Annotated in this window: 20 protein-coding genes and 1 tRNA gene; 12 read left to right on the top strand and 9 right to left on the bottom strand. The window is 65.3% G+C overall.

Annotated features, from left to right (window positions below):
- Positions 1 to 52: 52 nt before the first annotated feature.
- Complete coding sequence (locus tag ACFQU1_RS15565; RefSeq protein WP_378134187.1) at positions 53 to 529, bottom strand: Hsp20 family protein; 477 nt, start codon at positions 527 to 529, stop codon at positions 53 to 55.
- Positions 530 to 742: 213 nt separating this feature from the next.
- Between ACFQU1_RS15565 and ACFQU1_RS15560 the strand changes: the two genes are divergently transcribed.
- Positions 743 to 1,738, top strand: a complete 996-nt coding sequence (locus tag ACFQU1_RS15560) for an alpha/beta fold hydrolase (RefSeq protein ID WP_378134185.1) — start codon at positions 743 to 745, stop codon at positions 1,736 to 1,738.
- Here the strand turns inward: ACFQU1_RS15560 and hisN are convergent.
- Positions 1,705 to 2,487: a histidinol-phosphatase gene (gene hisN, locus ACFQU1_RS15555; RefSeq protein ID WP_378134183.1), complete on the bottom strand. Its 783-nt coding sequence runs from the start codon at positions 2,485 to 2,487 to the stop codon at positions 1,705 to 1,707. The two genes, ACFQU1_RS15560 and hisN, sit on opposite strands and share 34 nt — an antisense overlap.
- 333 nt (positions 2,488 to 2,820) lie before the next feature.
- Entirely contained in the window at positions 2,821 to 3,711 is an 891-nt protein-coding gene (locus ACFQU1_RS15550; protein WP_378134181.1) for an N-formylglutamate amidohydrolase, read from the bottom strand.
- A gap of 158 nt (positions 3,712 to 3,869) precedes the next feature.
- Here ACFQU1_RS15550 and cpdR point away from each other — a divergent pair, with 158 nt between their 5' ends.
- From cpdR to ACFQU1_RS15530, 4 genes are all read left to right on the top strand, one after another.
- Positions 3,870 to 4,229: a cell cycle two-component system response regulator CpdR gene (cpdR, locus tag ACFQU1_RS15545; RefSeq protein WP_378134179.1), complete on the top strand. Its 360-nt coding sequence runs from the start codon at positions 3,870 to 3,872 to the stop codon at positions 4,227 to 4,229.
- A gap of 237 nt (positions 4,230 to 4,466) precedes the next feature.
- A tRNA-Val gene (locus ACFQU1_RS15540) sits at positions 4,467 to 4,541 on the top strand.
- Positions 4,542 to 4,599: 58 nt separating this feature from the next.
- Entirely contained in the window at positions 4,600 to 4,725 is a 126-nt protein-coding gene (gene ykgO, locus ACFQU1_RS15535) for a type B 50S ribosomal protein L36 (protein ID WP_378134177.1), read from the top strand.
- A 131-nt stretch (positions 4,726 to 4,856) separates the two neighbouring features.
- The gene (locus ACFQU1_RS15530) at positions 4,857 to 5,471 is read left to right on the top strand and encodes a tetratricopeptide repeat protein (protein WP_378134175.1); all 615 of its coding nucleotides are present in this window, start codon (positions 4,857 to 4,859) and stop codon (positions 5,469 to 5,471) included.
- A gap of 8 nt (positions 5,472 to 5,479) precedes the next feature.
- On the opposite strand, the gene pyk is transcribed toward ACFQU1_RS15530, so the two are convergent.
- Positions 5,480 to 6,910 carry a pyruvate kinase gene (pyk, locus tag ACFQU1_RS15525; protein ID WP_378134173.1) on the bottom strand — a complete coding sequence of 477 codons (1,431 nt, stop codon included), beginning with the start codon at positions 6,908 to 6,910 and terminating at the stop codon, positions 5,480 to 5,482.
- Entirely contained in the window at positions 6,907 to 7,362 is a 456-nt protein-coding gene (locus ACFQU1_RS15520; protein ID WP_378134171.1) for a DUF1036 domain-containing protein, read from the bottom strand. The genes pyk and ACFQU1_RS15520 overlap by 4 nt, the downstream gene beginning before the upstream one ends.
- A gap of 252 nt (positions 7,363 to 7,614) precedes the next feature.
- Between ACFQU1_RS15520 and ACFQU1_RS15515 the strand changes: the two genes are divergently transcribed.
- Together ACFQU1_RS15515 and ACFQU1_RS15510 are read left to right on the top strand one after the other, a co-directional pair.
- The gene (locus ACFQU1_RS15515; RefSeq protein WP_378134168.1) at positions 7,615 to 8,475 is read left to right on the top strand and encodes an N-formylglutamate amidohydrolase; all 861 of its coding nucleotides are present in this window, start codon (positions 7,615 to 7,617) and stop codon (positions 8,473 to 8,475) included.
- A 197-nt stretch (positions 8,476 to 8,672) separates the two neighbouring features.
- Positions 8,673 to 8,930, top strand: a complete 258-nt coding sequence (locus ACFQU1_RS15510) for a DUF2312 domain-containing protein (protein WP_378134166.1) — start codon at positions 8,673 to 8,675, stop codon at positions 8,928 to 8,930.
- 91 nt (positions 8,931 to 9,021) lie between these two features.
- Here the strand turns inward: ACFQU1_RS15510 and ACFQU1_RS15505 are convergent, their stop codons facing one another.
- From ACFQU1_RS15505 to ACFQU1_RS15495, 3 genes are all read right to left on the bottom strand, one after another.
- A complete protein-coding gene (locus tag ACFQU1_RS15505) occupies positions 9,022 to 10,677 on the bottom strand; it encodes a DUF882 domain-containing protein (protein ID WP_378134164.1) in 1,656 nt (551 codons plus the stop codon).
- Positions 10,678 to 11,077: 400 nt separating this feature from the next.
- On the bottom strand, positions 11,078 to 13,090 hold the full coding sequence (locus tag ACFQU1_RS15500) for a L,D-transpeptidase family protein (RefSeq protein ID WP_378134162.1): 2,013 nt from the start codon (positions 13,088 to 13,090) through the stop codon (positions 11,078 to 11,080).
- A gap of 132 nt (positions 13,091 to 13,222) precedes the next feature.
- Complete coding sequence (locus ACFQU1_RS15495) at positions 13,223 to 14,716, bottom strand: sigma-54-dependent transcriptional regulator (protein WP_378134160.1); 1,494 nt, start codon at positions 14,714 to 14,716, stop codon at positions 13,223 to 13,225.
- A 334-nt stretch (positions 14,717 to 15,050) separates the two neighbouring features.
- Here ACFQU1_RS15495 and ACFQU1_RS15490 point away from each other — a divergent pair, with 334 nt between their 5' ends.
- The 5 genes from ACFQU1_RS15490 (at position 15,051) to ACFQU1_RS15470 (ending at position 21,311) form a co-directional block, all read left to right on the top strand.
- On the top strand, positions 15,051 to 16,871 hold the full coding sequence (locus tag ACFQU1_RS15490; RefSeq protein WP_378134157.1) for a M3 family oligoendopeptidase: 1,821 nt from the start codon (positions 15,051 to 15,053) through the stop codon (positions 16,869 to 16,871).
- 213 nt (positions 16,872 to 17,084) lie between these two features.
- The gene (locus ACFQU1_RS15485; RefSeq protein ID WP_378134155.1) at positions 17,085 to 18,509 is read left to right on the top strand and encodes a circularly permuted type 2 ATP-grasp protein; all 1,425 of its coding nucleotides are present in this window, start codon (positions 17,085 to 17,087) and stop codon (positions 18,507 to 18,509) included.
- An 88-nt stretch (positions 18,510 to 18,597) separates the two neighbouring features.
- Entirely contained in the window at positions 18,598 to 19,539 is a 942-nt protein-coding gene (locus ACFQU1_RS15480) for an alpha-E domain-containing protein (RefSeq protein WP_378134394.1), read from the top strand.
- Between the two features lie 135 nt (positions 19,540 to 19,674).
- Positions 19,675 to 20,505 carry a transglutaminase domain-containing protein gene (locus ACFQU1_RS15475; RefSeq protein ID WP_378134153.1) on the top strand — a complete coding sequence of 277 codons (831 nt, stop codon included), beginning with the start codon at positions 19,675 to 19,677 and terminating at the stop codon, positions 20,503 to 20,505.
- Between the two features lie 56 nt (positions 20,506 to 20,561).
- Entirely contained in the window at positions 20,562 to 21,311 is a 750-nt protein-coding gene (locus ACFQU1_RS15470) for a peptidase (RefSeq protein ID WP_378134151.1), read from the top strand.
- Between the two features lie 5 nt (positions 21,312 to 21,316).
- Here the strand turns inward: ACFQU1_RS15470 and ACFQU1_RS15465 are convergent, their stop codons facing one another.
- Complete coding sequence (locus tag ACFQU1_RS15465) at positions 21,317 to 22,621, bottom strand: multidrug effflux MFS transporter (RefSeq protein ID WP_378134149.1); 1,305 nt, start codon at positions 22,619 to 22,621, stop codon at positions 21,317 to 21,319.
- Positions 22,622 to 22,816 lie beyond the last annotated feature (195 nt).

The raw sequence follows: 22,816 nt of genomic DNA, 5'->3' as shown, positions 1-22,816 counted from the left end.
GCAATAAAAAAGGCGCCCTCGCGGGCGCCTTTGTCGTGTCGGTAAAGGGAGATTACGCGGCTTCCTTGGCCCCGGTCTCGATGACCTTCGCCTTGTCGGCTGCTGTAGCCGCAATCGGGATCAGGCGCGGCTTCTTGGCCTCCGGGATCTCGCGGACGAGATCGACATGAAGCAGGCCGTGCTCGAGAACCGCGCCCTTTACCTGGACGTGGTCGGCGAGCTGGAAGCGGCGCTCGAAGGAGCGCGCGGCGATACCCTGGTAGAGTACCTCCGCCCTCTCGTCATTCTCGGCGACTTTCTTCTCGCCGCGAATGGAAAGGGTGTTCTCCTTCACCTCAACGGCGAGATCGGCATCCGTGAAGCCGGCAACCGCAACAGAGACGCGATAGGCGTTCTCGCCCGTGCGCTCGATGTTGTAGGGCGGATAAGACGGAGTGCTGTCGACGCCCGCTGCCTGGTCCAGCAGCGAGAACAGCCGGTCGAAGCCAACCGTGGAACGGTAAAGGGGAGCGAAATCGAACTGACGCATAAGCATATCCTCCTTCAGAAGCGACATGCGGAGCACCCGCCATCAGGCCGGGTGTCGCGTGCAGCCGGTATGGCCTGCACGACACCGATTTGGGGCGGATGCGGCAGCTTTTCAAGACTGTGAGGCACCGGCGTCATGGCCTCTTTGCGGCCGAGCGAATATAGTTCCAATCCCGAGCCGGAATCGCATGATCGGCTGCATTGAGGCCCTGCCGTGGAGCTCTTCGCCACGCCCGACAATCCGGTGCCGCCCGGCGCCGTCGTTAGCCAAGTGGCGGCGAGCGACGGCGTCAATCTGCGGGTCGCACGCTGGTCGCCGCGCGGCCGCAAGAGCCCGCGCGGAACGGTGTGCATCCTGCAGGGGCGGGCGGAATTCATCGAGAAATATTTCGAGACGGTGACCGATCTCACCAATCGCGGCTTCGTCGTCGTGGCCTTCGACTGGCGTGGCCAGGGGGGCTCGGACCGCCAGGTCGCTAATGCCAGAAAAGGGCATGTGGCCTCTTTCAAGCGCTATCGCCGAGACCTTGATGCGGTCTTGACCGAGGTCGTGACCCGTCATTGCCCGGCGCCCTATTTCGCGCTGGCCCATTCCATGGGCGCGACCATTCTTTTCGACTGCCTCGGCCATGGTGAGACCCGTTTCGAGCGCGTCGTCGCTTCGGCGCCGATGCTCTCGGTCGCCCTGGTGAAACGTCCGAGGCTCGTGCGCTGCCTCGCGGAAGTGCTTGGCGCCATCGGCTTTGCGCGCCAGTTCGTTCCGGGCGGCGGGGCAACGGCCATCTCCACCAAGCCGTTTCGCGACAATCGGCTGACGTCGGATCCCGTTCGCTATGCACGCAACGCGGCGATCACGGCCGCCGCACCGCAGGTCGGCCTCGGCGATCCGACCATCGGCTGGGTGAAGGCGGCCTATCGGCTGATGGCGCAGCTCGGGACGCGCCGTGCCGCCGAGGCGATCAAGGCGCAGGTCCTGATCGTCGCGGCCGGCGCCGACACGGTCGTCTCGACGCCGGTGATCGAGCGCTTCGCGCTACATCTCAAATCCGGGCATGTGATCGTGTTGCCCGGCGCCCGCCATGAACTCCTGATGGAGCGGGACAGCATCCGGTCGGCATTCTGGGCGGCCTTCGACGCCTTCATCCCCGGCACGGATGATCTCGGCCGGCAGCCACCTCAGGCGGACAAGGCCTTGAGCGCCATGGCGTGAACGCGCGGGTCGCCTGCGGCGACCACATTGCCGCCGCCCGTCACCGGGTTCCCCTGCCAGTCCGTGACGATCCCGCCGGCGCCGGTGACGATGGGGATAAGCGGAAGAATGTCGCAGGGCTTCAGGCCGGTCTCGATGACGAGGTCCATATGTCCGGCGGCGAGCATGCAATAGGCATAGCAATCGCAGCCGTAGCGGTGCATGCGACAGGCGCTCTCCACCCGCCGATAGGCCTCGAGCGTCTTGCCTGAGAACATCTGTGGGGTCGTGGCGGAGATGGTCGCCTCGGTGAGGCTGGCGCAGGGCCGTGTGGCGAGCGAACGCTCGCCCGCCGGTCCGCGATAATGGGCGGTGCGACCATCGCCCGCGAAACGCTCGCCCGTGAACGGCTGGTGCATGAGGCCGTAGGTGGGAGAGCCCCTGTGCGTCAGGCCGATCAGCGTGCCCCAGAGCGGCAGGCCGGAAATGAAGGCTTTCGTGCCATCGATCGGATCGAGCACCCAGACGTATTCGGCCTCGGCATTCTCGTCGGCGAATTCCTCGCCGGTGATGCCGTGGTCGGGAAAGGTCGTCTTGATCATATGGCGCATCACCGCCTCACCGGCGCGGTCCGCCTCCGTTACCGGATCGAAGTCCCGCCCGTCGGACTTGTCCTCGGCGGTGAGGGCCGAGCGGAAGAAGGGCATGATCGCCTGGCCGGACTGGGTGGCGAGGTCATCGATGAAGCGGGAGATGTCGACGGCGGTCATGAGGCCTCGCGCTTGGGTGTTGCGGCTGCAACGGGCGTGCCCGTCTTGCTGGTTCGTGTAGTCTATCGAGCTGCCATGGAAAAGCGCGGGGCCATGCGCCCGAAGCCGGCTACCCCAGCTCGCAGCGGCCGGCCTCGCGCCGAAATTAACTGAGGCTTAACCATAATTCAAAAAAATAGGTCAGCGACTCTTGCGTTTTGTGCGGTGCGGTGGCATATTATTGCAATGCGGTACGGCGACGTATCGCTGCCCTCCTTGGGCGTTTCCTCCCTAGACTTGGGCCGTGCGCGTCAGTGTACGGCCTTTTTTCTTGCCTGATGAATTCGGCGACCGCTATTCGGCGGCGATCGGCCGTGGCAGGAGATCGTCCGGCAGGGCGGTGAGGATCTTGGAGAACACGCCGGTCAAATCCACCGCCACCGTGTCGAAATGGGGCGAGCGTTCGAGATCCCGTTCATTCATATAAAGCGCGCGGTTGATCTCGATCTGCAGAGCGTGCCGTCGGGCTGACGGCTCGCCATAATGTTCGGTGATGAAGCCGCCTGCATAGGGTTTGTTGCGGACCACGCGGTAGCCGCGCCGGCGCAATTCCGTCTCGACGCGGTCGGTGATGATGCTCGCGCAGCTCGTCCCGTAGCGGTCGCCGAGCACGAAATCGGCGCGTGAGGGCTCGCCGCGCGCCGCACCAAGTGACGGCATGGAATGGCAATCGACCAGAAGCACCGCGCCGAACTGGCGCATGGTGCGGGCAATCAGCTGGCGCAGCGTGCGATGATAGGGTTTGTAGAGCCATTCGATCCGGCGCAGCGCTTCGCTGACCGGCAATTTGTCGCGATAGATTTCCTGGCCGTCGCCGACGATGCGCGGCACCGTGCCGAGCCCGCCCGCCACCCTGAGGGAGCGGGTGTTGGCGAAGGGCGGCAGCCGGCCGTCGAACATGCGCGGGTCGAGCTCATAGGGCTCGCGATTGACGTCGAGATAGGCGCGAGGAAAGTTGGCGGCGAGGAGCGGGGCGCCGAGATCGACCATGGATGCGAAGAGCGCGTCCACATGGGCGTCTTCGGAGCGGCGCAGGCTGAAGGGGTCGAGCCTTGCGCTGGTGAGAAAGGCGTGCGGATAGATCCGGCCGGAATGGGGGGCATTGAACACGGCAGCCACCGTTTGCTCGGTCGGCTCCGCCAATTCGAAGGGGGATTCGAATTCCGGTTCGACGGGATAGGACATTCCGGCAATCGGCATTATGGGGGCTTCGGCGTTTCGCTCACCCATAATCTGGCTTTTTTGGCAGCGCCTGTCCAATGAATGGCTTCGCTTTCACCGCCTGTTTACGACAGAGCCGCTTTATGGATATGAACTATCCGAGGTGACGCGTACGTGAAGCCATGAACAAAATTCTTCTCGCCGAAGACGACAACGACATGCGGCGCTTCCTCGTGAAGGCGCTGCAGAACGCCGGCTATGACGTGGCGTCCTTCGATAATGGGCTGTCCGCCTATAACCGGTTGCGGGAGGAGCCCTTCGAGCTCCTCCTCACCGACATCGTCATGCCGGAAATGGACGGCATCGAACTCGCACGGCGTGCGACGGAGCTCGACCCCGATATAAAGGTGATGTTCATCACGGGTTTTGCCGCCGTCGCGCTCAATGCGGATTCGCAGGCGCCCAAGGACGCCAAGGTGTTGTCCAAGCCTTTTCACCTGCGCGAACTGGTGCACGAGGTCGAGAAGCTGCTTGCGGCTTGACCTCGGCGGAAAAGCGCGATCACGCGCTTGCACTCGCGGCCCCGGCAAGCTATATCCGCGGCCCACGGGACGTGCCCGTACACGTTCTCGACATCGGCCTTACTGTGTGGCCGTTGTCGTCTCCGCCGACATTCCGGTTTCCGCGCATCGGGGATGATGCGCGAATGCTCGAAAATGACGGCGGGCAAAGTCATTCGCCGGCGAATACGGCCGCTACGGTCGGGTTCGGCAGGCGTTGGGCGCGTAGCTCAGCGGGAGAGCACTACGTTGACATCGTAGGGGTCACAGGTTCGATCCCTGTCGCGCCCACCATCGCTTTTATCGGCCAGGTACCGGACTTGTTCCAGGACCGGCCTGGACGGAGACGAACATGAAGATCCGCAACTCGCTCAAATCGGTGCGCGGCCGACATCGCGACAACCAGCTGGTGCGTCGCAAGGGCCGCGTCTACATCATCAATAAGACGCAGAAGCGGTACAAGGCTCGCCAGGGCTGATCGCCCGCGATCCAGGCATCTGTCTGCAGGCAAGCCCGGCCCGGATGGCCGGGCTTTCTGCGTTGGCGGACCTCACGCGGTCGTGCACGCCGCGGCTTTGACGCTCGCGACCGCCGCGCTACAATAGACCCATGCGTATTTCATCGGCCTTCCTCGCCACGGTCCTGATGCTCGTGCTCGCCGCGCCCACGCGCGGCGTGGCGCAGTCCGCTCCACCGCCGCCGTCGCCGCCCGCGAGCGCCTCTCCGGCTCCGGCCGATTCCGACAATGCCGCGCTCGACCGCCTGTTCGAGCGGCTGGCCGCCTCGCAGGACGAGGACGAGACGAAGGGCATTACGCGGCTCATCGAACGGCGCTGGCTGCAGTCGGGCAGCGACACGGCCGACCTCCTCATGAGCCGGGCGATCACGGCGGCTGCCATGGACAAGGACGAACTGGCGATCGAGTTGCTCGACCGGGTCCTCGCGCTCGAACCGAACTGGGCGGAGGCCTGGAACAAGCGCGCCTTGATCTTCACCTCCCTGGGAGACGAGCAGCAGGCGATCCTCGATCTGCGCCAGGCAATCGTCCGGGAGCCGCGCCACTACGTCGCCTGGACCGGGCTCGGCGTCCTCTTCCGTGAGGTGGGGGACAAGAAGGCGGCACTCACCGCCTACGAACGGGCGCTCGCCATCGCGCCGCATCTGCCGGATGTCGAGAAGGCCGTCGAGCAGCTCAAGATCGAGGTCAACGGCCGCGACATCTGAGCGGGTCGTCAGGCGCTGCCTTCGGGCGTGATGTAGGCGATGCGGATCGTATTCGTCGCGCCGGGCCGCCCGAAGGGGATGCCGGCCACGACGATGACGCGTTGGCCGATCTCGGCGAAACCTTCCTCCCGGGCCATGCTGCAGGCGCGGTCCGTCATGTCATCCATGTTCCGCGCGTCTTCCGTCACCAGCGCATGCACGCCCCAGGCAATGGCGAGGCGGCGGGCGGCGGTCAGATTGGGCGTCAGCGTCAGCACCGCGGTCAGCGGGCGTTCACGGGCGATCCTGAGCCCGGTCGCGCCGGAGGACGTCCAGGCGATCACGGCCTTCAGGCCCAGTGTCTCCGCGATGCTGCGGGCGGCATTGGCGATGGCGTCGGCGGCGGTTGCCTCCGGCTCCGTCCGCAGGCTGTGGATGATCGCATTGTAGGTAACGTCCGATTCGATCTCCTCCGCGATGCGGTTCATCGTGGCGACCGCCTCGATGGGATATTGGCCCGAGGCACTTTCCGCGGAGAGCATCACGGCATCGGCGCCGTCGAACACGGCTGTTGCCACGTCCGATACTTCGGCGCGGGTCGGCACGGGCGCGGTGATCATCGATTCGAGCATCTGCGTCGCCACGACGACCGGCTTGCCCTGGGCCCGCGCGGCGCTCGTGATGAGCTTCTGGATGCCGGGCACCCGTTCGAGCGGCATCTCGACGCCGAGATCGCCGCGCGCCACCATCAGCCCGTCCGACGCCTCGATGATTTCGGCAAGCCGGGCCACCGCCTGCGGCTTTTCGATCTTGGCCATTACGAGCGCCTGGCCGCGCGTCACCTTGCGCACCTCCGCGAGGTCCTCCGGCCGTTGCACGAAGGACAATGCGATCCAGTCCACGCCGATATTGACGGCCGCTTCCAGGTCCGAGCGATCTTTGGGCGTCATGGCCGAGACGGGGATGATCGTATCGGGCAGGCTGACGCCCTTGCGATTGGAGATCTTGCCGGCCACCACCACCCGCGTGGTCGCCTTGCCCTTACCGACGCTTTCGCAGACGAGCTTGATCTTGCCGTCGTCGATCAGCAGCGTGTGCCCGGGCTCGAGAGCGGCCAGGATTTCCGGATGCGGCAGATGGACGCGCTTGGCATTGCCCGGCTTGTCATTGTCGTCGAGGACGAAGCGGTCGCCCTCCTTCAGCATGGCCGCGCCATCCTCGAAGGTGCCGATTCGCAGCTTCGGCCCCTGCAGGTCGACGAGAATGCCGATCGGCCGCCCGAACTTCTCCTCGACGGAGCGAATGGCCGCGACGCGTTCGGCTAGATCCTCACGCGACGTATGGCTCATATTGATGCGGAAGACATCGGCACCGGCTTTGAAGAGCCGGGCGATCATGCTGGGATCGTTGGACGCAGGGCCGAGAGTCGCGAGGATCTTTACGCGGCGCATGCGTCTCATCGTGTTCTGCTCCCAGGTCTGTTGGCATCGGTGAGCTGTACGGTCCAGCTCTTCTGCTGGCCGGTATCGACCTCGAAAAAACCGGTCCTGTCGAAGCCGCGGGCAAGGCAATCATTCGTGCCGCGAACGCTGAATTCCCGCTCGCGCGTGCAGAGATAGGAACGGCCGGTCCATTCGCCGCCACGGTCATAGTCCACGGCATAGACGTAGTAGTAGCGGGCCGCGAGCGGGCCGCGCAGCAAGGTCTGGCAGCTGCGCACCCCAAGATTCCACCAGCCTTCGCTGATCCAGCCCTGGCCGTCGCGGTAGCCCAGCGCGACACCGACCCGGCTCGACGTCATGTTGCACAGACGCAGATCGGCTCGCGCCGGCGTCGACAACAGGGTAGCGCCCCCGGCCAAGGCGAGCAGCAGGAGCACCCCCCGGGCATGGGACAGGAGATCAGTTTTCATGGCGAAGCAGAAGCGTTGCAACTGGTGCTCATGTGCCCGCTTTCGGCAGGGCGTGTCAACGCGCTGAGAGCGCGGCGGCAAAGGAGCAGGAGACAACGACGAAGCCGCATATATCCACCATGAAAGCGAGTTTTGGCGACCTCATGACACTCGCCGGCAAAGATGGGCTGTGGCACTTTGCGTCAACTGCCAAATTCCCTGCTCAAGTTCCCTGCCAGATCTTCCTGCCGCGTTTCCCCTGCCGAGCCGACGATGAACCGCCTGCCATCTTTTTCGTCTCCAAGTGCCCTCGCACCCCCGGCGGAACATCCCGTCGAGGTCATCGCGGGCGATCTCGCCACCGGCGTGCTCGTCCTGTGCGATCATGCCGCCAATACCATTCCCGCCGACTATCATGCGCTCGGCATGCCCGCCGCCGAGCTCGAGCGTCATATCGCCTACGACATCGGCGCGGCGCCACTTGCGCGGCGCCTGGCGATGCGGCTTGGCGCCCCGGCCGTCCTCACCAACTTCTCCCGCCTGCTGATCGATCCCAACCGCGGCACGGACGATCCTACCTTGGTGATGCGATTGTCGGACGGTGCGGTCGTGCCCGGCAATGCGCGGGTCGACGCGGTCGAGGTCGAGCGGCGCATTGCCCGGTTCTACCGGCCCTATGACGCAGCGATCACCGCCACGATCGACGCGTTCTTCGCGCGAGGGATCGCGCCGGTCGTCCTGTCGGTCCACAGCTTCACGCCTGTGTGGCGGGGCTGGCCGCGGCCGTGGCAAGTCGGAATCCTCTGGGACGCAGACCCGCGGCTTGCCGTTCCGCTCATCGAGGCGCTGCGCGCCGAAGGCGATCTGACCGTCGGCGACAACGAGCCCTATGACGGCGCCTTGCGCGGCGATGTCGTCTTTCGTCATGCGACGGTTCATGGCCTCGCCAATGCGCTCATCGAAGTGCGCCAGGACCTGATCGGCGACGACGCTGGGGCAAATGCCTGGGGCGACCGCCTCGCCAGGGTCGTTCTGCCCTTGCTCAGGCCGGTGATTCGCAGCGGCGCCGTCCCGCATCCGAGCCGCACGGATCGCCAGGGCTCTGCGGCGGCGGCGATTGCATGCGCCCGCTGAAAGGCAATCACGGCGTTCGGCATGGCAGGCCGTGACGGCCGGGCGCCATTGGCAAATCATCAACCTTTACGGGACATCGTCCAGAACGTTTCCCATTCCCGTCAAACCGGGTAAAGCCTTCAATCCAGCGGATCAGTCGGAGAGCCGAGGTCGAGCGTCCCTCGGCTTTCAGAGAGAAAAATGGCGGTGACAAGGATATGGTGACAGACGTTGCGGAATCGGGCGTGGCGGCCGACGAACTGAAGCAGTTCATCGAGCGGATCGAGCGCCTGGAGGAGGAGAAAGCGGCGATCGCCGGCGACATCAAGGAGGTCTACGGCGAATTGAAGGGCCGCGGCTTCGATGCGAAGGCTGTCCGCAAGCTGGTGCAATTGCGCAAGAAGCCGCCGGATGAGCGCGCGGAAGAGGACGCGATTCTCGAGCTCTATATGCAAGCGCTCGGCATGAACAGATAAGACCCGCTCCGATCGGCACCCCGGCGAAGGCCGGGGGACGAGCGGAGCGATGTTACTCGCTTGCTGTATCAGCAAGCCGCTCGGGTCGCCCTTATCGCGATGTGAATTGCACGGTAGGCAGGGGCTTCACGGCCGGCCCGGTGAAGGCGCCGAAGCTGAGATCCGACGATGGGCTCTTTGCGAAGGAACTCGCCACGACCTGCCGCGGCGCCTGTGCGACCGGACGATCGGCGACGGCAACGAGCCGGGCCTGAGCGACGACCACATTCGGATTCTGCGCGGGCCGAACGCCCGTGACCTCAGCCCGGAACAAGGGCTGCAGCGGGTTGGGAGCCGCCCCCTGTCGCGCGCTGCTGCCTGGTGAGCGCGCTGCCTGCGAGGAAGCCTGAGCCGGAACGGCCGGGCGGGCCGGCGGCACCGCATGGCTAGGCGGCGCATAGGACATGGCCGCTACCACCGGCGCGGCAGGCGACAGCGCGCGCTTCGGCTGGGCCGGAGCCGTCGTCGCCAAGGCAACGAGTGCCTCCATCGACTCTGGGCTCGCCGGGGCTTTGTCCGCCGTGTGCGGGGGCGGGGCAGCGACGGCCGGTGCCGATGAGGCCGTTGGCGCGAGCGCTGCAACGACGGTCGGGCGAGCCGGCGGCGTGGGAACGTCGACGAGCCGCGCCACCTGGGTGTCCTGCGGCCGTGGCGGCGGCAAGGGCATAGGCATTTGCTTGGGCATGGGCATTTGCTTGGGCATGAGCGCCGCGACCCCCACGGGAGCGGCATCGGCTGCCTCCGGTGCCGGAGCGGCGGCGGGGAGGAGATCCGCCGGCCGGGGAACCGGCAACTGCGTCGGCGCGGCCGGTGCGGTATCGGCGAGGGACGCGACGGCGACCGGAGCGGGCTGCCGGGCAGGCTGCGTCTCCGCAGGCTCCCTACGGGCTGCCGGCGATTGTCGCAGGAAGAAGCTGCGGGTCCCGGCATCGTCGCCGGAGCGGGCATCCGCCACACGCTCCGCCTGCGGGGCCGGCTGGCGTGCCGCGACAACGGTGCGTCCGCGTGCCGGGACAGGGGCGGTGTCCTCCTCCTCTTCTTCTCTGCCGCCGAAGAGCCTGGCCCAGAGGCTGCGGCCCTGGCCGCTCGAGGTAGACTGGGCCTCCGCATAGCTTACCCCGGCGACCGCATCGCCGCGGCGGAGAATGTCGGCCCGGGCGAGGTCGTAGCCTGCAAGCGGCTTGCCGTCGCTCGGAAGATGGACGGTGCGCCCGTCCGGAAAGAGGCGGGCGAGCTCGACCCGGGGCATGCGCGGCCAAGCGCGGACGCTGCCTGTGTCGAGATGAACGAAGGGCACATTGGGATAATAGCCGACGCCGCCTCGCTGCAAGCGCATGCCGATCGCCCGCACCTTGGCCATGGACACGTCGGGCAGACTGAAGTCGATCGCTTTCCCCAGCATGTGCTGGCTGTGCTCGGCAACCGCGCGCGAGCGCCGCCGCAGCATGGCGTTGGTATTGGGCGACCGGTAAGCGGAGAGCACCTGGATGGGGCCGCGCGAACCCGCTTCCCGTTCGACCGCCCAGAGCATGTCGAACAGTTTGGGGTCCATGGTGGTCATATCCTGGGTGCGCCAGTCGCGCAGGAACCAGTTCAGTTGCTTGAGGCCATCGCGATCGTAGCGTCCGTCGCGTCGAAAGGTGACGGTCAAGCTCTCGTGTGAATTCAGATGGACCAGTGAAATGGTGCGCGTGTCACCATTCGCCACGGCGTTCTGAAGACCGGTCGTTCCCGAAACAAAAGCGCCGCAAGCAACTGCTAAGCTGCAGATGATACGAGACAATCGGTTCCGCGCCGGAACCTGGGCTGCGTCCATTGATCGCAAAAGTGAACTCGTCTGTTGCGAGGCTACATGCCCGGGACCGCGGATGGGCACCGGGGACCATGCGGCGGCTGAACAATAGGCGAACTCTTGCCGAGAAGAATTAAGGCCACGTTAACCTCGCCCTCGCGAAGGGGCAAGACGTGCTTTTTATGCAGCAATGGCGATAAGGGGAAATGATGCGCGTCGAGGCTGATGGTCGGTTTGACCAGCCTCGCGCAAAGCGACTGCGTTCTGTCCGGCTGGCGGGCCTGCCGCGCCCGGGCCGATCACCCGCGTCGAGGCGTCAGCCGGTGAGGCCGAGCGCCTGCATCAAGCGGCGATCAAAACCGTAGATGTCGTCGCGGCTCGTGACCTTGCCGTCCTCATCTACGGACAGCGTAAAATAGACGAGGTGGATCGGCAGGGGATGGGCGAGCTTGATCAGCCGTTCACCGCGCCCGACAAGCTTCTTGACCTTGGCCTCCGTCCAGCCCGTGTCCGCGCCGAGCACGAGTTCGGCAAGACGGAAAGGATTATCGACGCGAACGCAGCCGTGGCTATAGGCCCGCCGTTCCGTTTTGAACAGGTTGCGGCTCGGCGTGTCGTGCAGATAGACCGCATAGTCGTTGGGGAACATGAACTTGATATGCCCCAGGGCATTACGGTCGCCAGGGGGCTGGCGAATGATGATCCTCTTGCCGCGACGGATGACCTCATAGCCACGCCGCTCCGCATAACCGGGATCCTTGGCCATCGCCGGCAGGAATTCCTTGCGGATGATCGACGGCGGCACCGTCCAGTAGGGATTGACGATGACGTGCTGCATGACATGCGAGAAGACGGGTGTGGGCGTCTGCGGCTTGCCCACAACAACCCGGGCGCTGTGTTCCACCTTGCCGTCCTGGATCAGGCTCAGCGTGTAGGCGGGGATATTGACCATCAGATAGCGGTCGCCGAGGTCGGCCGGCAGCCAGCGCCACTTCTCCATATTGACGATGATCGCGCGCTCGTCGGGCAAGTCCTTGTGAGCGGGCGCGAGCGCCGCCACGGTCTGGCGGTTGAGAACGCCGCTCGCCGGCAGCCCTTGCTCCTTCTGAAAACTTGCGACTGCCGCCGCAACCTGTTCGTCATAGGTGCTGTCGCCGGAGTCGAGGCCGAAACGGGCACGCACCAGCGGCACGCGTGGATCGCGCATGCCGACCTTCAGCACCGGTCCATTGGGCACACGCACCATGGGGGCGGTCGGGCGGGCGGCCCTGACCTCCGCGAGCTTCGTCTTGAGCGCCTTGTACGCGGCCTGTTGCGGATTGTACCCCTCCAGCGCCGTGCCAGGGTCGGCCGCCTGCGACAGAAGACGCAATACCGTATCGGCCGAGGGCTGATCGAGGGTGGGGGCCAGAAGCGACGAAACCCGGCGCGGATTGAGACGGCCGCCACGGGCGTCGCGCGCGTAGGTCACCGCTAAGGCCGACAGCTTGATGTCCGCCTCGGCGAGCGCCTCGGCTCTATCGGCCTTCGGCAGCACGTCGATGATCGGGATGGGATAGTCGGAGCTGTAGAGACCCTCGTCATCCGCCTGTTCGAGCGTGGCGATGACGCGACGAGCCCCGGCGGTCCACTGATCGCCGGTGAGCCAGAGCGGCATAAAGGCGCGTTCGGCGTAAAAGGCGGCGATCGCCTCGCGTTCGGCCTTGTCGAGTCTGGCCGACCTCGGAACGTCGTGGCTTTCCAGATAAGTGGCGATACCGGTCTTGGGCGGTGCCGCCGGAAAGCTGACGACGACGTCCGGAACCGCGATCTGCGGAAAACCGTCGGCGGGTGCCGCTGGCGGTGTGGAGGGCTGCGCGGCGGCGGCGGTGGCCGGAGCCGCGCCCTCATCCTTGCTCGGCGCTGCCTCCTTGGTCGCGGCGGACGGGGCCGCTTCCTTGTCGGCCTCAGTAGGCGGTGTCTTCGCGACGGCATCGCCAGGGGCGGCTTCGCGAGTGCCTTGCTTATCACCCGTACCTTGCTCGTCGGTGGAGGTCGGGCTGGAGGCCTCGCCGGGTGTTTTGCCTGGGGCCGCTTCGGCGTTAGGCGCAGTCTCAGCGGGATCAGCGTCACCGCTGGCCTTGCCTAGTTCGTCGAGCTTGCCGTCGACGCTCGGGCGCAGATCGGAAATGCTCCCGGTCGTCGCCGGCGCCATCTCCACGGTGGTGGGCGAGAGCTTGTCGGCCGGGCCGGGAAGATCACTGGGCAGCCCCGCTGCGAGGGCGACTGCTGGAAAGGTCAAGGCGATGCCGAGACTGAGAAAGGCTGACCTCACGACCACAGTCCGCATCACAACTTCCCCGCTGGCGCATGCCATACCGAACCTCTTCATGTCGCCCCCGGGTAATCGAAACAAGCCGTTGAGCTAGACCGTAGGCCCCGAAGCGCAAACTCTCCGGCAGCGTGTCCAAACGGTCACGGTTCAGGCTGCGTCGGTTGCCGGATCCGGTCCGTCCTCATTCTCCACTAACCCCATATCCTTGAGTTTTCGGTAAAGAGTGGAGCGCCCAATGCCCAGCTTGCGCGAGACCTCCGACATGTGACCGCGATAGTGGCGCAGCGCGAATCGGATGGCTTCCGCCTCCACCTCCTCGAGCAGACGCAGTTCCCCTTTCTCGTCGAGCAGCGGAATTGAGTTGGGATCGCGCACCTCCACCCTGACGACCTCGGGCGAGGGGGGAGCGGAGGCAGCCACGTCTGCCGGCGGCACGGGCGGAACGCGCACCTCGAAGCCCTGCATCTGGGCCGCGATCTGCGGAAATTCGGCCGTGGTCAATTCATCGCCGTCGGCGAGGACGACGGCGCGGAACATCACGTTCTCAAGCTGGCGCACATTGCCCGGCCAGGTGTAATTGGTCAGCATCTCCAGGGCTTCGGCCGCGATGCTGCGCACGCGCTTGCCTTCCTCGGCGGCAAAGCGCGCGAGGAAGGTCATGGCAAGCCCCGGGATGTCCTCCCGCCGCGCGCGCAAGGGCGGCAGCGTCATGGGGAAGACATTGAGGCGGTAGTAGAGGTCTTCCCGGAACTTGCCCTGTTTGACGAGCTCGAGCAGGCTCTTGTTGGTCGCCGAGATGAGCCGGATGTCCACCTTCACGGACTTGCGCCCGCCGACCGGGTCGACCTCGCCCTCCTGAATCGCGCGCAGGAGCTTGACCTGGGCGTCGAGCGGCAATTCGCCGATCTCGTCGAGAAAGAGGGTGCCACCGCTCGCCTCGACGAACTTGCCGACGTGCTTTTCGGTCGCGCCGGTAAACGAGCCCTTTTCGTGGCCGAAGAGAATGGACTCAACGAGATTCTCGGGGATCGCGCCGCAGTTCACGGTGACGAAGGGCTTGCCGCGGCGCTCGCCGGAACCCTGGATGGCGCGGGCGATGACCTCCTTGCCGACGCCCGATTCCCCCTCGATCAGCACCGGGATCATGGATTTCGCCGCGCGCTCGGCGAGGCGCAACGCCCGTGCCATGTCGGCGCTGCGCGTCGAGACATCCTTGATCGACAGCGCGCCGGCGGCGCGCTTCGACATGCGCCGGATCTCGCTTTCGAGCGCACCGGTCCGCAGGGCATTCTTGATGGAGACCTGCAGGCGCTCGGCGCCGACAGGCTTGACCACGAAATCGGCAGCGCCGGCACGCATGGCCGAGACGACCGTCTCGATCGACCCATGCGCGGTCTGGACGATGACGGGAACCTCGATGCCGCGCTCGCGCATGGCGCCCAGGACGCCGATGCCGTCGAGTTCCGGCATGACGAGATCGAGAATGACCAGATCGAAGGGCGATGAGGACGGCGCGCTCAACCGCTCGATAGCCGCCTGGCCCGTTTCAACGATGGAGGCCTCATAACCAAACCGGCGGATCATGCCTTCGAGAAGGCGACGCTGGACAGGATCGTCGTCGACGATGAGGATGCTCGTCATGCCGGCCGTGACAGGTTGGAGAAATGGGGAGAGGGCAGTGGTCCTACGCAGGCGGTGACGGGACAGCGTGCGTTCCGTAGCGACGGAGCTGAGGTGATCAGGAGCGCTTTCGCCTTCGCCACACACCCTCCTTTCTGCCGAATCGCGCTGTATCGTTTCGGCGCAATGCTCGGTGACAAGTGTAAAGCTCTTGTTAATGACGTCCAGGAAAAGCGCGGCTGATCGAGATTGCACCAACAGCCGTTGATCAAGCCGGCACAAGACGCCAGATATCGTGAATCCCATCCTGTCGCCGGTGCCACCGGCGACGACGCCGTCCAAGAAACGAGATGCCATGACGATGAACGAAAGCGCGGGAACGGTGGCCGCCGATCCTTCAGAGGCCCTTCCGGAATGGGACCTGTCGCATCTCTATCCCGGCATGGCTTCGCCGGAATTCGCGGCCGATCTCGCGCTGGCCGAGGCGGACAGCAAGGCCTTTGCCGAGAGCTATCGCGGGCGGCTCGACGAACTGGTGAGGGGCAGCAATGCGAGCGAGGCGCTCGCCGAGCCGTTCAGGACCTATGAAGCGCTGGAGGATTTGCTCGGGCGCCTGATGTCCTATGCCTCGCTGCTCTATGCGGGCGACACGAGCGATCCGGCGCGCGCGAAATTCTACGGCGACACGCAGGACCGGCTGACGGCGGCGAGCTCGCATCTCCTGTTCTTCACCTTGGAGCTCAACCGGCTGGACGAAGGCTTGCTCGCCGCGGCCACGGGGAGTGAGCCGCTCGCCCATTGGCGGCCCTGGATCGAGGACATCGCCAAGGACAAGCCCTACCAGCTCGACGACAAGCTGGAGCAGCTCTTCCACGAGAAGGCGGTGACCGGCCGCGGTGCCTGGAACCGTCTTTTCGACGAGACCATGTCGGCGCTGCGCTTCCGGGTCGGCGACGAAGAGCTGACGCTCGAGCCCACGCTCAACAAGCTGCAGGATCCGGATGGGGCGGTGCGCAAGGCCGCCGCCGATGCCCTGGCAGTAGTCTTCCGCACCAATCTGCGCACCTTCACGCTGATCACCAATACGCTCGCCAAGGACAAGGAGATCTCCGATCGCTGGCGCGGCTTCGCGCATGTGGCGGATTCACGCCACCTCGCCAATCGTGTCGAGCGGGAGGTGGTCGATGCTCTGGTCGCCGCCGTGCACGAGGCCTATCCGCGCCTGTCGCACCGCTACTATGCGCTGAAAGCCCGCTGGTTCGGACGCGAGACCCTCGACCATTGGGACAGGAACGCACCGCTGCCGAAGGTGGCGACGCCGACGATTCCATGGGACACGGCGCGCGAGACGGTGCTCACGGCCTATGGTGACTTCTCGCCGCGCATGGCCGACATCGCCCGCCGCTTCTTCGACGAGCGCTGGATCGACGCGCCGGTGAGGCCAGGCAAGGCGCCGGGCGCCTTTGCCCATCCGACGGTTCCGTCAGCCCATCCCTATGTGCTGCTCAACTACCAGGGCAAGCCGCGCGATGTCATGACGCTCGCCCATGAGCTCGGCCACGGCGTTCATCAGGTGCTGGCGGCGCCGAATGGCGCGCTGATGGCGCCGACGCCGCTCACGCTCGCCGAGACCGCCTCGGTCTTCGGCGAGATGCTGACCTTCCGCAAGCTTCTCGCAGCGACGGCGAACCCCCTGCAGCGCAAGGCGATGCTCGCGGCCAAGGTCGAGGACATGATCAATACGGTCGTGCGCCAGATCGCCTTCTATACCTTCGAATTGAAGGTCCACACCGAGCGGCGCGAGGGTGAGCTCACCTCCGAGAGGCTCGGAGAGATCTGGCTCGACGTGCAGCGCGAGAGTCTTGGGCCGGCGATCCGATTTGGCGAGGGCTACGAGACCTTCTGGAGCTATATTCCGCATTTCATTCATTCGCCCTTCTATGTCTATGCCTATGCTTTCGGCGACTGCCTGGTGAACTCGCTCTATGGCGTATACCAGCGGTCCCAGGACGGCTTTGCCGAGCGATATCTCGCCATGCTCTCGGCCGGCGGCACCAAGCATCACACCGAGCTGCTCGCCCCCTTCGGGCTCGATGCCCGCGATCCGGCCTTCTGGCAGATCGGCCTATCGATGATCGCGGATCTCATCGGTGAGCTCGAGGTGATGGAGGACTGAGGGCGGCGCTCGTCTTCTCGGCGAATGCATAAATTCTAGGCAGATCTGTCTGCTCGACGGACATCGGCGAGCAGACAGGCCGGAGCACCTCGGCCATAGCCCCAGCGAAAGCGAGCGGCGCCTTGGATGGTGCCGGTATCGCCCTATTGGCATGCCGTTTGCGACCTCCTATCCTGGGGCAGCCACTCGGCTGCCGACGACGGAGGGCGATCCATGACGGCCTTCGACGAGATGCACGGCCTGACTGCCGGGGCCAGCAGTGTCCGCACGGCTTATGAGCGGCTGAAGCAGTGGCTCGACAGCGCGCCGCGCGATCTTCTCGCCACCCGCCGTAGCCAGGCGGAGCTTTTCTTTCGGCGTGTCGGCATTACTTTCGCGGTCTATGGCGAAGCGGATGCGAGCGAGCGTCTCATTCCCTTCGACATCATCCCGCGCATCCTCGTGAAAGAGGAGTGGCAGGGGGTCGAGCGCGGCCTGCGTCAGCGGGTCAACGCGCTCAATGCCTTTCTGCGCGATCTCTACGGGCCGCGCGAGAGCCTGAAGGCCGGCGTCGTGCCGCCGGACCTGATCTATCGCAATCCGTACTACCGGCTCGAAATGGTCGGCCGGCCCGTGCCGCACGGCATCTATGTCCATATGGCCGGGATCGATCTGGTGCGCGTCGACGAGGGCACCTTCTACGTGCTGGAGGACAATGTCCGCACGCCGTCGGGCGTCTCCTACATGCTGGAGAACCGGGAGGTGATGATGCGCCTCTTCCCGGATCTCTTCTCCGAGCACCGGGTCGCGCCCGTCGAGAACTATCCCGATGCACTGCTCGCCACCATGCGGTCGGTCGCCCCGAGTGGTGCCAGCCGCGATCCAACCGTCGTGCTGCTGACCCCCGGCCAGTATAATTCGGCCTTCTATGAACATTCCTTCCTCGCCGACAAGCTCGGGGTCGAACTGGTGGAGGGGTCAGATCTCTTCGTCACGGACGACATCGTCTATATGCGCACGACCGACGGGCCGAAGCGCGTCGACGTCATCTATCGGCGCATTGACGACGATTTCATCGATCCGCTCGTCTTCCGGCCGGATTCCATCCTCGGCGTGCCCGGTCTGATGAGCGCCTATGAAGCGGGCAATGTGACGCTCGCCAATGCGGTTGGCACCGGCGTCGCCGACGACAAGGCGATCTACAGCTACATGCCGGCGATCATCCGCTTCTTCCTCGGCGAGGAGCCCATCCTGAACAATGTCCCGACATGGTGCTGCCGCGAGAAGGACGCGCTCGCCTATGTGCTCGACAATCTCGGCGAACTCGTCGTGAAGGAAGTCAACGGTTCCGGCGGCTACGGGATGCTCGTCGGTCCGCATGCCAGCGCGACCGAAATCGACCAGTTCCGGCGCAAGCTCAAACATTCGCCTGACGGCTTCATCGCCCAGCCGACGCTGGCGCTCTCCACCTGTCCGACCTTCGTCGCTGCCGGCATCGCGCCCCGCCATGTCGATCTCCGGCCCTTCGTGCTGACGGGCACGGATGGGGTGCGGATCGTCCCGGGCGGGCTCACACGTGTTGCGCTCAAGGAAGGCTCCCTCGTCGTCAATTCGAGCCAGGGCGGCGGGACCAAGGACACATGGGTGCTCGATGCCTGAGGTCGAGACCATCCGTCCGAGCCATGCCGGCGCGGAGCTGATGTCGTCCTCGCCATTGGCTCGCCCGGCCCACAACAAAGTTCAACCGATGCTGTCGCGCACTGCAGACAATCTTTTCTGGACCGCTCGCTACGTCGAGCGGGCGGATTTCCTCGCACGCATTCTGGATGCGACGCTGAGGCTCACCTCGCTGCCGTCGAGCTACGGCGCCACGGGGACGGAGTGGGAGAGCGCGGTGGCGACCGCCGGCGTCGCCGGCGCCTTCCACATGCGCTACGACACGGCCAACGAATTCACCGTGCGCGAATTCCTGGCCTTCAGCCCGGATAACGCATCCTCGATCCGCTCCTGCCTCGCCGTGGCGCGGGCCAATGCGCGGGCCGTGCGCACCGCGCTCACTGTGGAGATGTGGGAGGCGATCAACGACGCCTGGCACGAATTGCAGCGCTTCGATGGAAAATCCATGCAGCGTGAGGATTTCACGCGTTTCCTCGACTGGGTGAAGGCGGTGGCGCTCGCCTTCGACGGCTCGGCTTCGCGCACCATGTTGCGCAACGACGCCTATTGGTTCCTGCGTGTCGGCTCGGCGCTGGAGCGCGCCGACAACACCGCGCGCATTCTGGATGTCAAATACCATGTCCTCCTGCCCGCGACCGAGCAGGTGGGCGGCAGCCTCGATTATTTCCAATGGACGACCATTCTGCGCGAAGTCTCGGCGCTCACCGCCTATCGTTGGGTCTACCGCGAGGCCGTGAAGCCCTGGCTCGTCGCCGATCTCCTCATTCTGAACCGGCAGATGCCGCGCTCATTGACCTATTGCTATGATTCCATCGTCGGGCATCTCGACCTGATGGCAGACGCCTATGGCCGGCGAGGCACAAGCCAGCGGCTTGCCGGCGCGGCGCTCGGCCGACTGACCAACACTCGGATCGAGGACATCTTCCAGTCCGGCCTGCATGAGTTCATCACGGCCTTTCTGGCCGAGCATAACCGGTTGGGCGCAGCCATCGCCGATCAATATCTGTCGTGATCGCCCTCGCGGTGTGTGGCCATTCCCGATGCTCCGGCTGACGACGACGGTGCGGGCCTTTGAGGCATGGGCTTCGATCGCAGCGGATTTTCGCGCCGAAACCTAGTATTCTCCTGGTGCTCTGACGGAGACCCCATGCGTATCCGCATCGCTCATGCGACGACCTATGCCTATGACGTCCCGGCGCGGTCCGTGGTGCAGATCCTGCGCCTGACGCCTCGGCCCAACGAGGGCCTGCGCGTGTTGCGCTGGCGCGTCGAGGTGGATGTCGACAGCCGCATCAGAGCTGGGGAGGATTCGCTCGGCAATATCACCCATACGCTGTCGCTCGCCGGTCCGCTTGCGGGCTTGACCGTCCTCGTCAATGGCGAGGTGGAGACATCCGATACGAATGGCGTCGTCCGCGGCAGCGTGGAGCGCTTTCCGGATACCGTCTTCTTGCGTTCGACGCCACTCACCGAGGCCGACCCGGCGATCTGCGATTTCGCCGATGCCATCGCGGCGGAGCATGGTCCGGACCGACTGAGCATACTGCACGGCCTTTTGCGCGCCGTGAATCGCGAGGTCGCCTTCGACACCTGCCCGACCGAGGTGACGACAACCGCGACCGAGGCTTTCGCCATGCGGCGTGGGGTGTGCCAGGACTTGAGCCATATCTTCATCGCTGCAGCGCGCCATCTCGGGATTCCTGCCCGCTATGTCTCCGGCCATTTCGCCCGGGCCGACGGCATGGTCGAGCAGGAGGCGGCGCATGCCTGGGTGGAGGCCAAGCTGCCCGACATCGGCTGGGTGGGCTTCGACCCGGCCAATGGCATCAGCCCGACCGACGCGCATGTCAGGGTGGCCATCGGCCTCGATTATCTCGGGGCAGCCCCGGTGCGTGGCAGCCGCTATGGTGGCGCCGGCGAGCATCTCAATGTGAAGCTGACCGTCGAGGATGCTGCTCAGCGCCAGTCGCAAGCTTGAAAAGCTTGCGCCCGTCAGTCACATAGCCGGCCAACGCCGCGACCAGGGACCTTCAGATGACCTATTGTGCCGGCCTCCTGGTGAGGGACGGGCTCGTGCTCATTGCCGACACGCGCACCAATGCAGGCCTCGACAATGTCTCGACCTTCCGCAAGCTGCACGTGTTCGAGACTGCCGGCGAGCGCGTGATGGGCGTTGCGACTGCGGGCAACCTTTCCGTCTCGCAATCGGTTCTGGCACTTCTGCAGGAAGGCGTCGCGCTGCCGGGCGTCGCCGAGCGTGAGACGCTTCTCACCGCGCCGACGATGTTCCGGGCAGCCCAACTCATCGGCCATGCGGTGCGGCAGGTGCTCCAGGAGATCGGCCAAGCACTCGACGACGCGCATGTGTCCGCCGACGTGTCCTTCTTGCTCGGCGGCCAGATTCGCGGCGGGCCCATGACCCTTTTCATGGTCTATTCCGCAGGCAACTTCATCGAATGCGGGGCCGATGCGCCCTTTCTGCAGATCGGTGAGAACAAATATGGCAAGCCCATTCTCGACCGGGCGATCGCCTCCGACACCGACCTCTACGACGCCTTGAAGATCGGGCTCATCTCGATGGATTCGACGATGCGCTCCAATCTCGCGGTCGGCCTGCCGATCGACCTGCTGGTGATGCGCCGCCACACGCACAGGATCGAGCTCGCGCATCGCATCGAACCGGGCGAACCCTATTTCACCGATCTCAGCCAGCGCTGGTCGGATGCGCTCAAGGCGGCGCATATGGCGATTCCGAAACCGCCTTATGCACCCTCGTCGGGCTGAGGCTGTTACACTGCCGCCTTGCGCCGCCGCAATGAGGCGGCCGCCATCAGCCCGGCGCCCGCGCCGCAGCCGGCCAGCGTGGCGACCATCGGCAATGTCGTACCGTCGAAGAAGAACGAGACGAGACTGCCGGCAATGGTGCCCGAGCCGAACTGCAGGGCGCCCAAAAGCGACGAGGCCGCTCCGGACCGCGCGCCATGCGACTCGAGGGCGAAAACCGTCGTCGTCGGCATGATGAAACCGAGCGTGCTGAAGCACAGGAAGAGCAGCCCCACAAACACCGGCAGCGGAGCCATGTCGGTGAGCGTCAGCCCAAGAAGGAGCACAGACGCAGCGGCGAGTGCGCTGGTTGCGATGCGAATGAGTCGCTCCAGGCCGATGCGGCTGATGAACAGCGAATTGAGCTGGGCGCCGCCGATGAAGCCCACCGCATTGGCCGCGAAGATGGCGCTGTAGAGCACCGGCGGCACGCCGTAGATCTCGATGAAGGCGAAGGGCGAGCCGGCGAGATAGGAGAGTATGACGCCCTGCGTGCAGCCAACGACCAAGGCGGCACCGAGGAAGCGCAGATCGGTGACCAGCACGGCATAGGCGGCAAGCGCGGACCTCAAACCGCCCCGCGTCCGCTTTTCCGGCGGGTGCGTTTCCGGCAGGGACCGCCACATGAGCCAGGCGCAAAACAGCGCGCCGGCGGCAATGACGAAGAAGATGATCCGCCAGGAGGCGAACTCGACCAAGAGGCTGCCGCCGAGCGGCGCCAGCATCGGCGAGACGGAGAGCACGAGCATCATCAGCGAGATGAGGCGCACCGCATCCCGTCCCGTGTGCAGATCGCGCACGATGGCGCGGCTCAGCACCATGCCCGCACAGGCGCCCAGCCCCTGCACGAAGCGCAGCACGATCAGCGCTTCGACGCTCTGGGCCATGCTGCAGCCGATCGAGGCGACGACGAACAGCCCCAATCCCGCATAGAGCGGCCTCTTACGGCCTATGGCATCCGAAATCGGGCCATAAATGAGCTGGCCGACCATCAGGGCCGCGAAGAAGCTGACGAGGCTGAGTTGTACCCGGCCGACGTTGGTGTGGAGGCTCTCGGCGATGGCCGGAAAGGCCGGCAAATACATGTCGATCGCCACCGGCCCGATCGTCGACAATATGCCGAGGACGAGCGCCGGGCGGGTGAGAACACGTTCGCCAGGCACGGGAACCGCCTTTCCGCTCGGATTCGCTTCCGCGCCGGTTGCGTCAAACGCAGGAGCAACCTTGGACCGGCTCGATCCAAAGCCATACTGATCGACTGGCGCGCTCATGGGACAAGCTCGTTCCCGGCACATCGACGCCGTGAGACGTGGATGCAGAGCCGGAAGGGACGTGGGGTCAGGCGGGCCGGCGCAAAATGATCATGCGCAGCAACCCTTGGCGCCTTTCTAACGGCGCCTTCGCGGTTGCGAAAGGGGCCCCGCTGCATGGGAGCAATGACGGCCAAGCAGTTGATGCATGCGCGC

It is taken from the genome of Chelatococcus sp. GCM10030263 (genome assembly GCF_042666455.1).
In the GTDB taxonomy this organism is placed as follows: Bacteria; Pseudomonadota; Alphaproteobacteria; order Rhizobiales; family Beijerinckiaceae; genus Chelatococcus.
Note: the sequence above shows the minus strand (reverse complement) of the source record. Positions and strands in the feature narration are given on the sequence as shown.

Coding starts and splice junctions, on each gene's coding strand:
- ACFQU1_RS15470 (WP_378134151.1), top strand. CDS start 20,562: ATGACCTATTGTGCCGGCCTCCTGGTGAGGGACGGGCTCGTGCTCATT.
- ACFQU1_RS15550 (WP_378134181.1), bottom strand. CDS start 3,711: ATGTCCTATCCCGTCGAACCGGAATTCGAATCCCCCTTCGAATTGGCG.
- ACFQU1_RS15515 (WP_378134168.1), top strand. CDS start 7,615: ATGAACCGCCTGCCATCTTTTTCGTCTCCAAGTGCCCTCGCACCCCCG.
- ACFQU1_RS15480 (WP_378134394.1), top strand. CDS start 18,598: ATGCTGTCGCGCACTGCAGACAATCTTTTCTGGACCGCTCGCTACGTC.
- ACFQU1_RS15495 (WP_378134160.1), bottom strand. CDS start 14,716: ATGACGAGCATCCTCATCGTCGACGACGATCCTGTCCAGCGTCGCCTT.
- pyk (WP_378134173.1), bottom strand. CDS start 6,910: ATGAGACGCATGCGCCGCGTAAAGATCCTCGCGACTCTCGGCCCTGCG.
- ACFQU1_RS15530 (WP_378134175.1), top strand. CDS start 4,857: ATGCGTATTTCATCGGCCTTCCTCGCCACGGTCCTGATGCTCGTGCTC.
- ACFQU1_RS15510 (WP_378134166.1), top strand. CDS start 8,673: ATGGTGACAGACGTTGCGGAATCGGGCGTGGCGGCCGACGAACTGAAG.
- ACFQU1_RS15565 (WP_378134187.1), bottom strand. CDS start 529: ATGCGTCAGTTCGATTTCGCTCCCCTTTACCGTTCCACGGTTGGCTTC.
- ACFQU1_RS15490 (WP_378134157.1), top strand. CDS start 15,051: ATGACGATGAACGAAAGCGCGGGAACGGTGGCCGCCGATCCTTCAGAG.
- hisN (WP_378134183.1), bottom strand. CDS start 2,487: ATGACCGCCGTCGACATCTCCCGCTTCATCGATGACCTCGCCACCCAG.
- ACFQU1_RS15465 (WP_378134149.1), bottom strand. CDS start 22,621: ATGAGCGCGCCAGTCGATCAGTATGGCTTTGGATCGAGCCGGTCCAAG.
- ACFQU1_RS15520 (WP_378134171.1), bottom strand. CDS start 7,362: ATGAAAACTGATCTCCTGTCCCATGCCCGGGGGGTGCTCCTGCTGCTC.
- ACFQU1_RS15500 (WP_378134162.1), bottom strand. CDS start 13,090: ATGCGGACTGTGGTCGTGAGGTCAGCCTTTCTCAGTCTCGGCATCGCC.
- ACFQU1_RS15485 (WP_378134155.1), top strand. CDS start 17,085: ATGACGGCCTTCGACGAGATGCACGGCCTGACTGCCGGGGCCAGCAGT.
- ACFQU1_RS15475 (WP_378134153.1), top strand. CDS start 19,675: ATGCGTATCCGCATCGCTCATGCGACGACCTATGCCTATGACGTCCCG.
- ykgO (WP_378134177.1), top strand. CDS start 4,600: ATGAAGATCCGCAACTCGCTCAAATCGGTGCGCGGCCGACATCGCGAC.
- cpdR (WP_378134179.1), top strand. CDS start 3,870: ATGAACAAAATTCTTCTCGCCGAAGACGACAACGACATGCGGCGCTTC.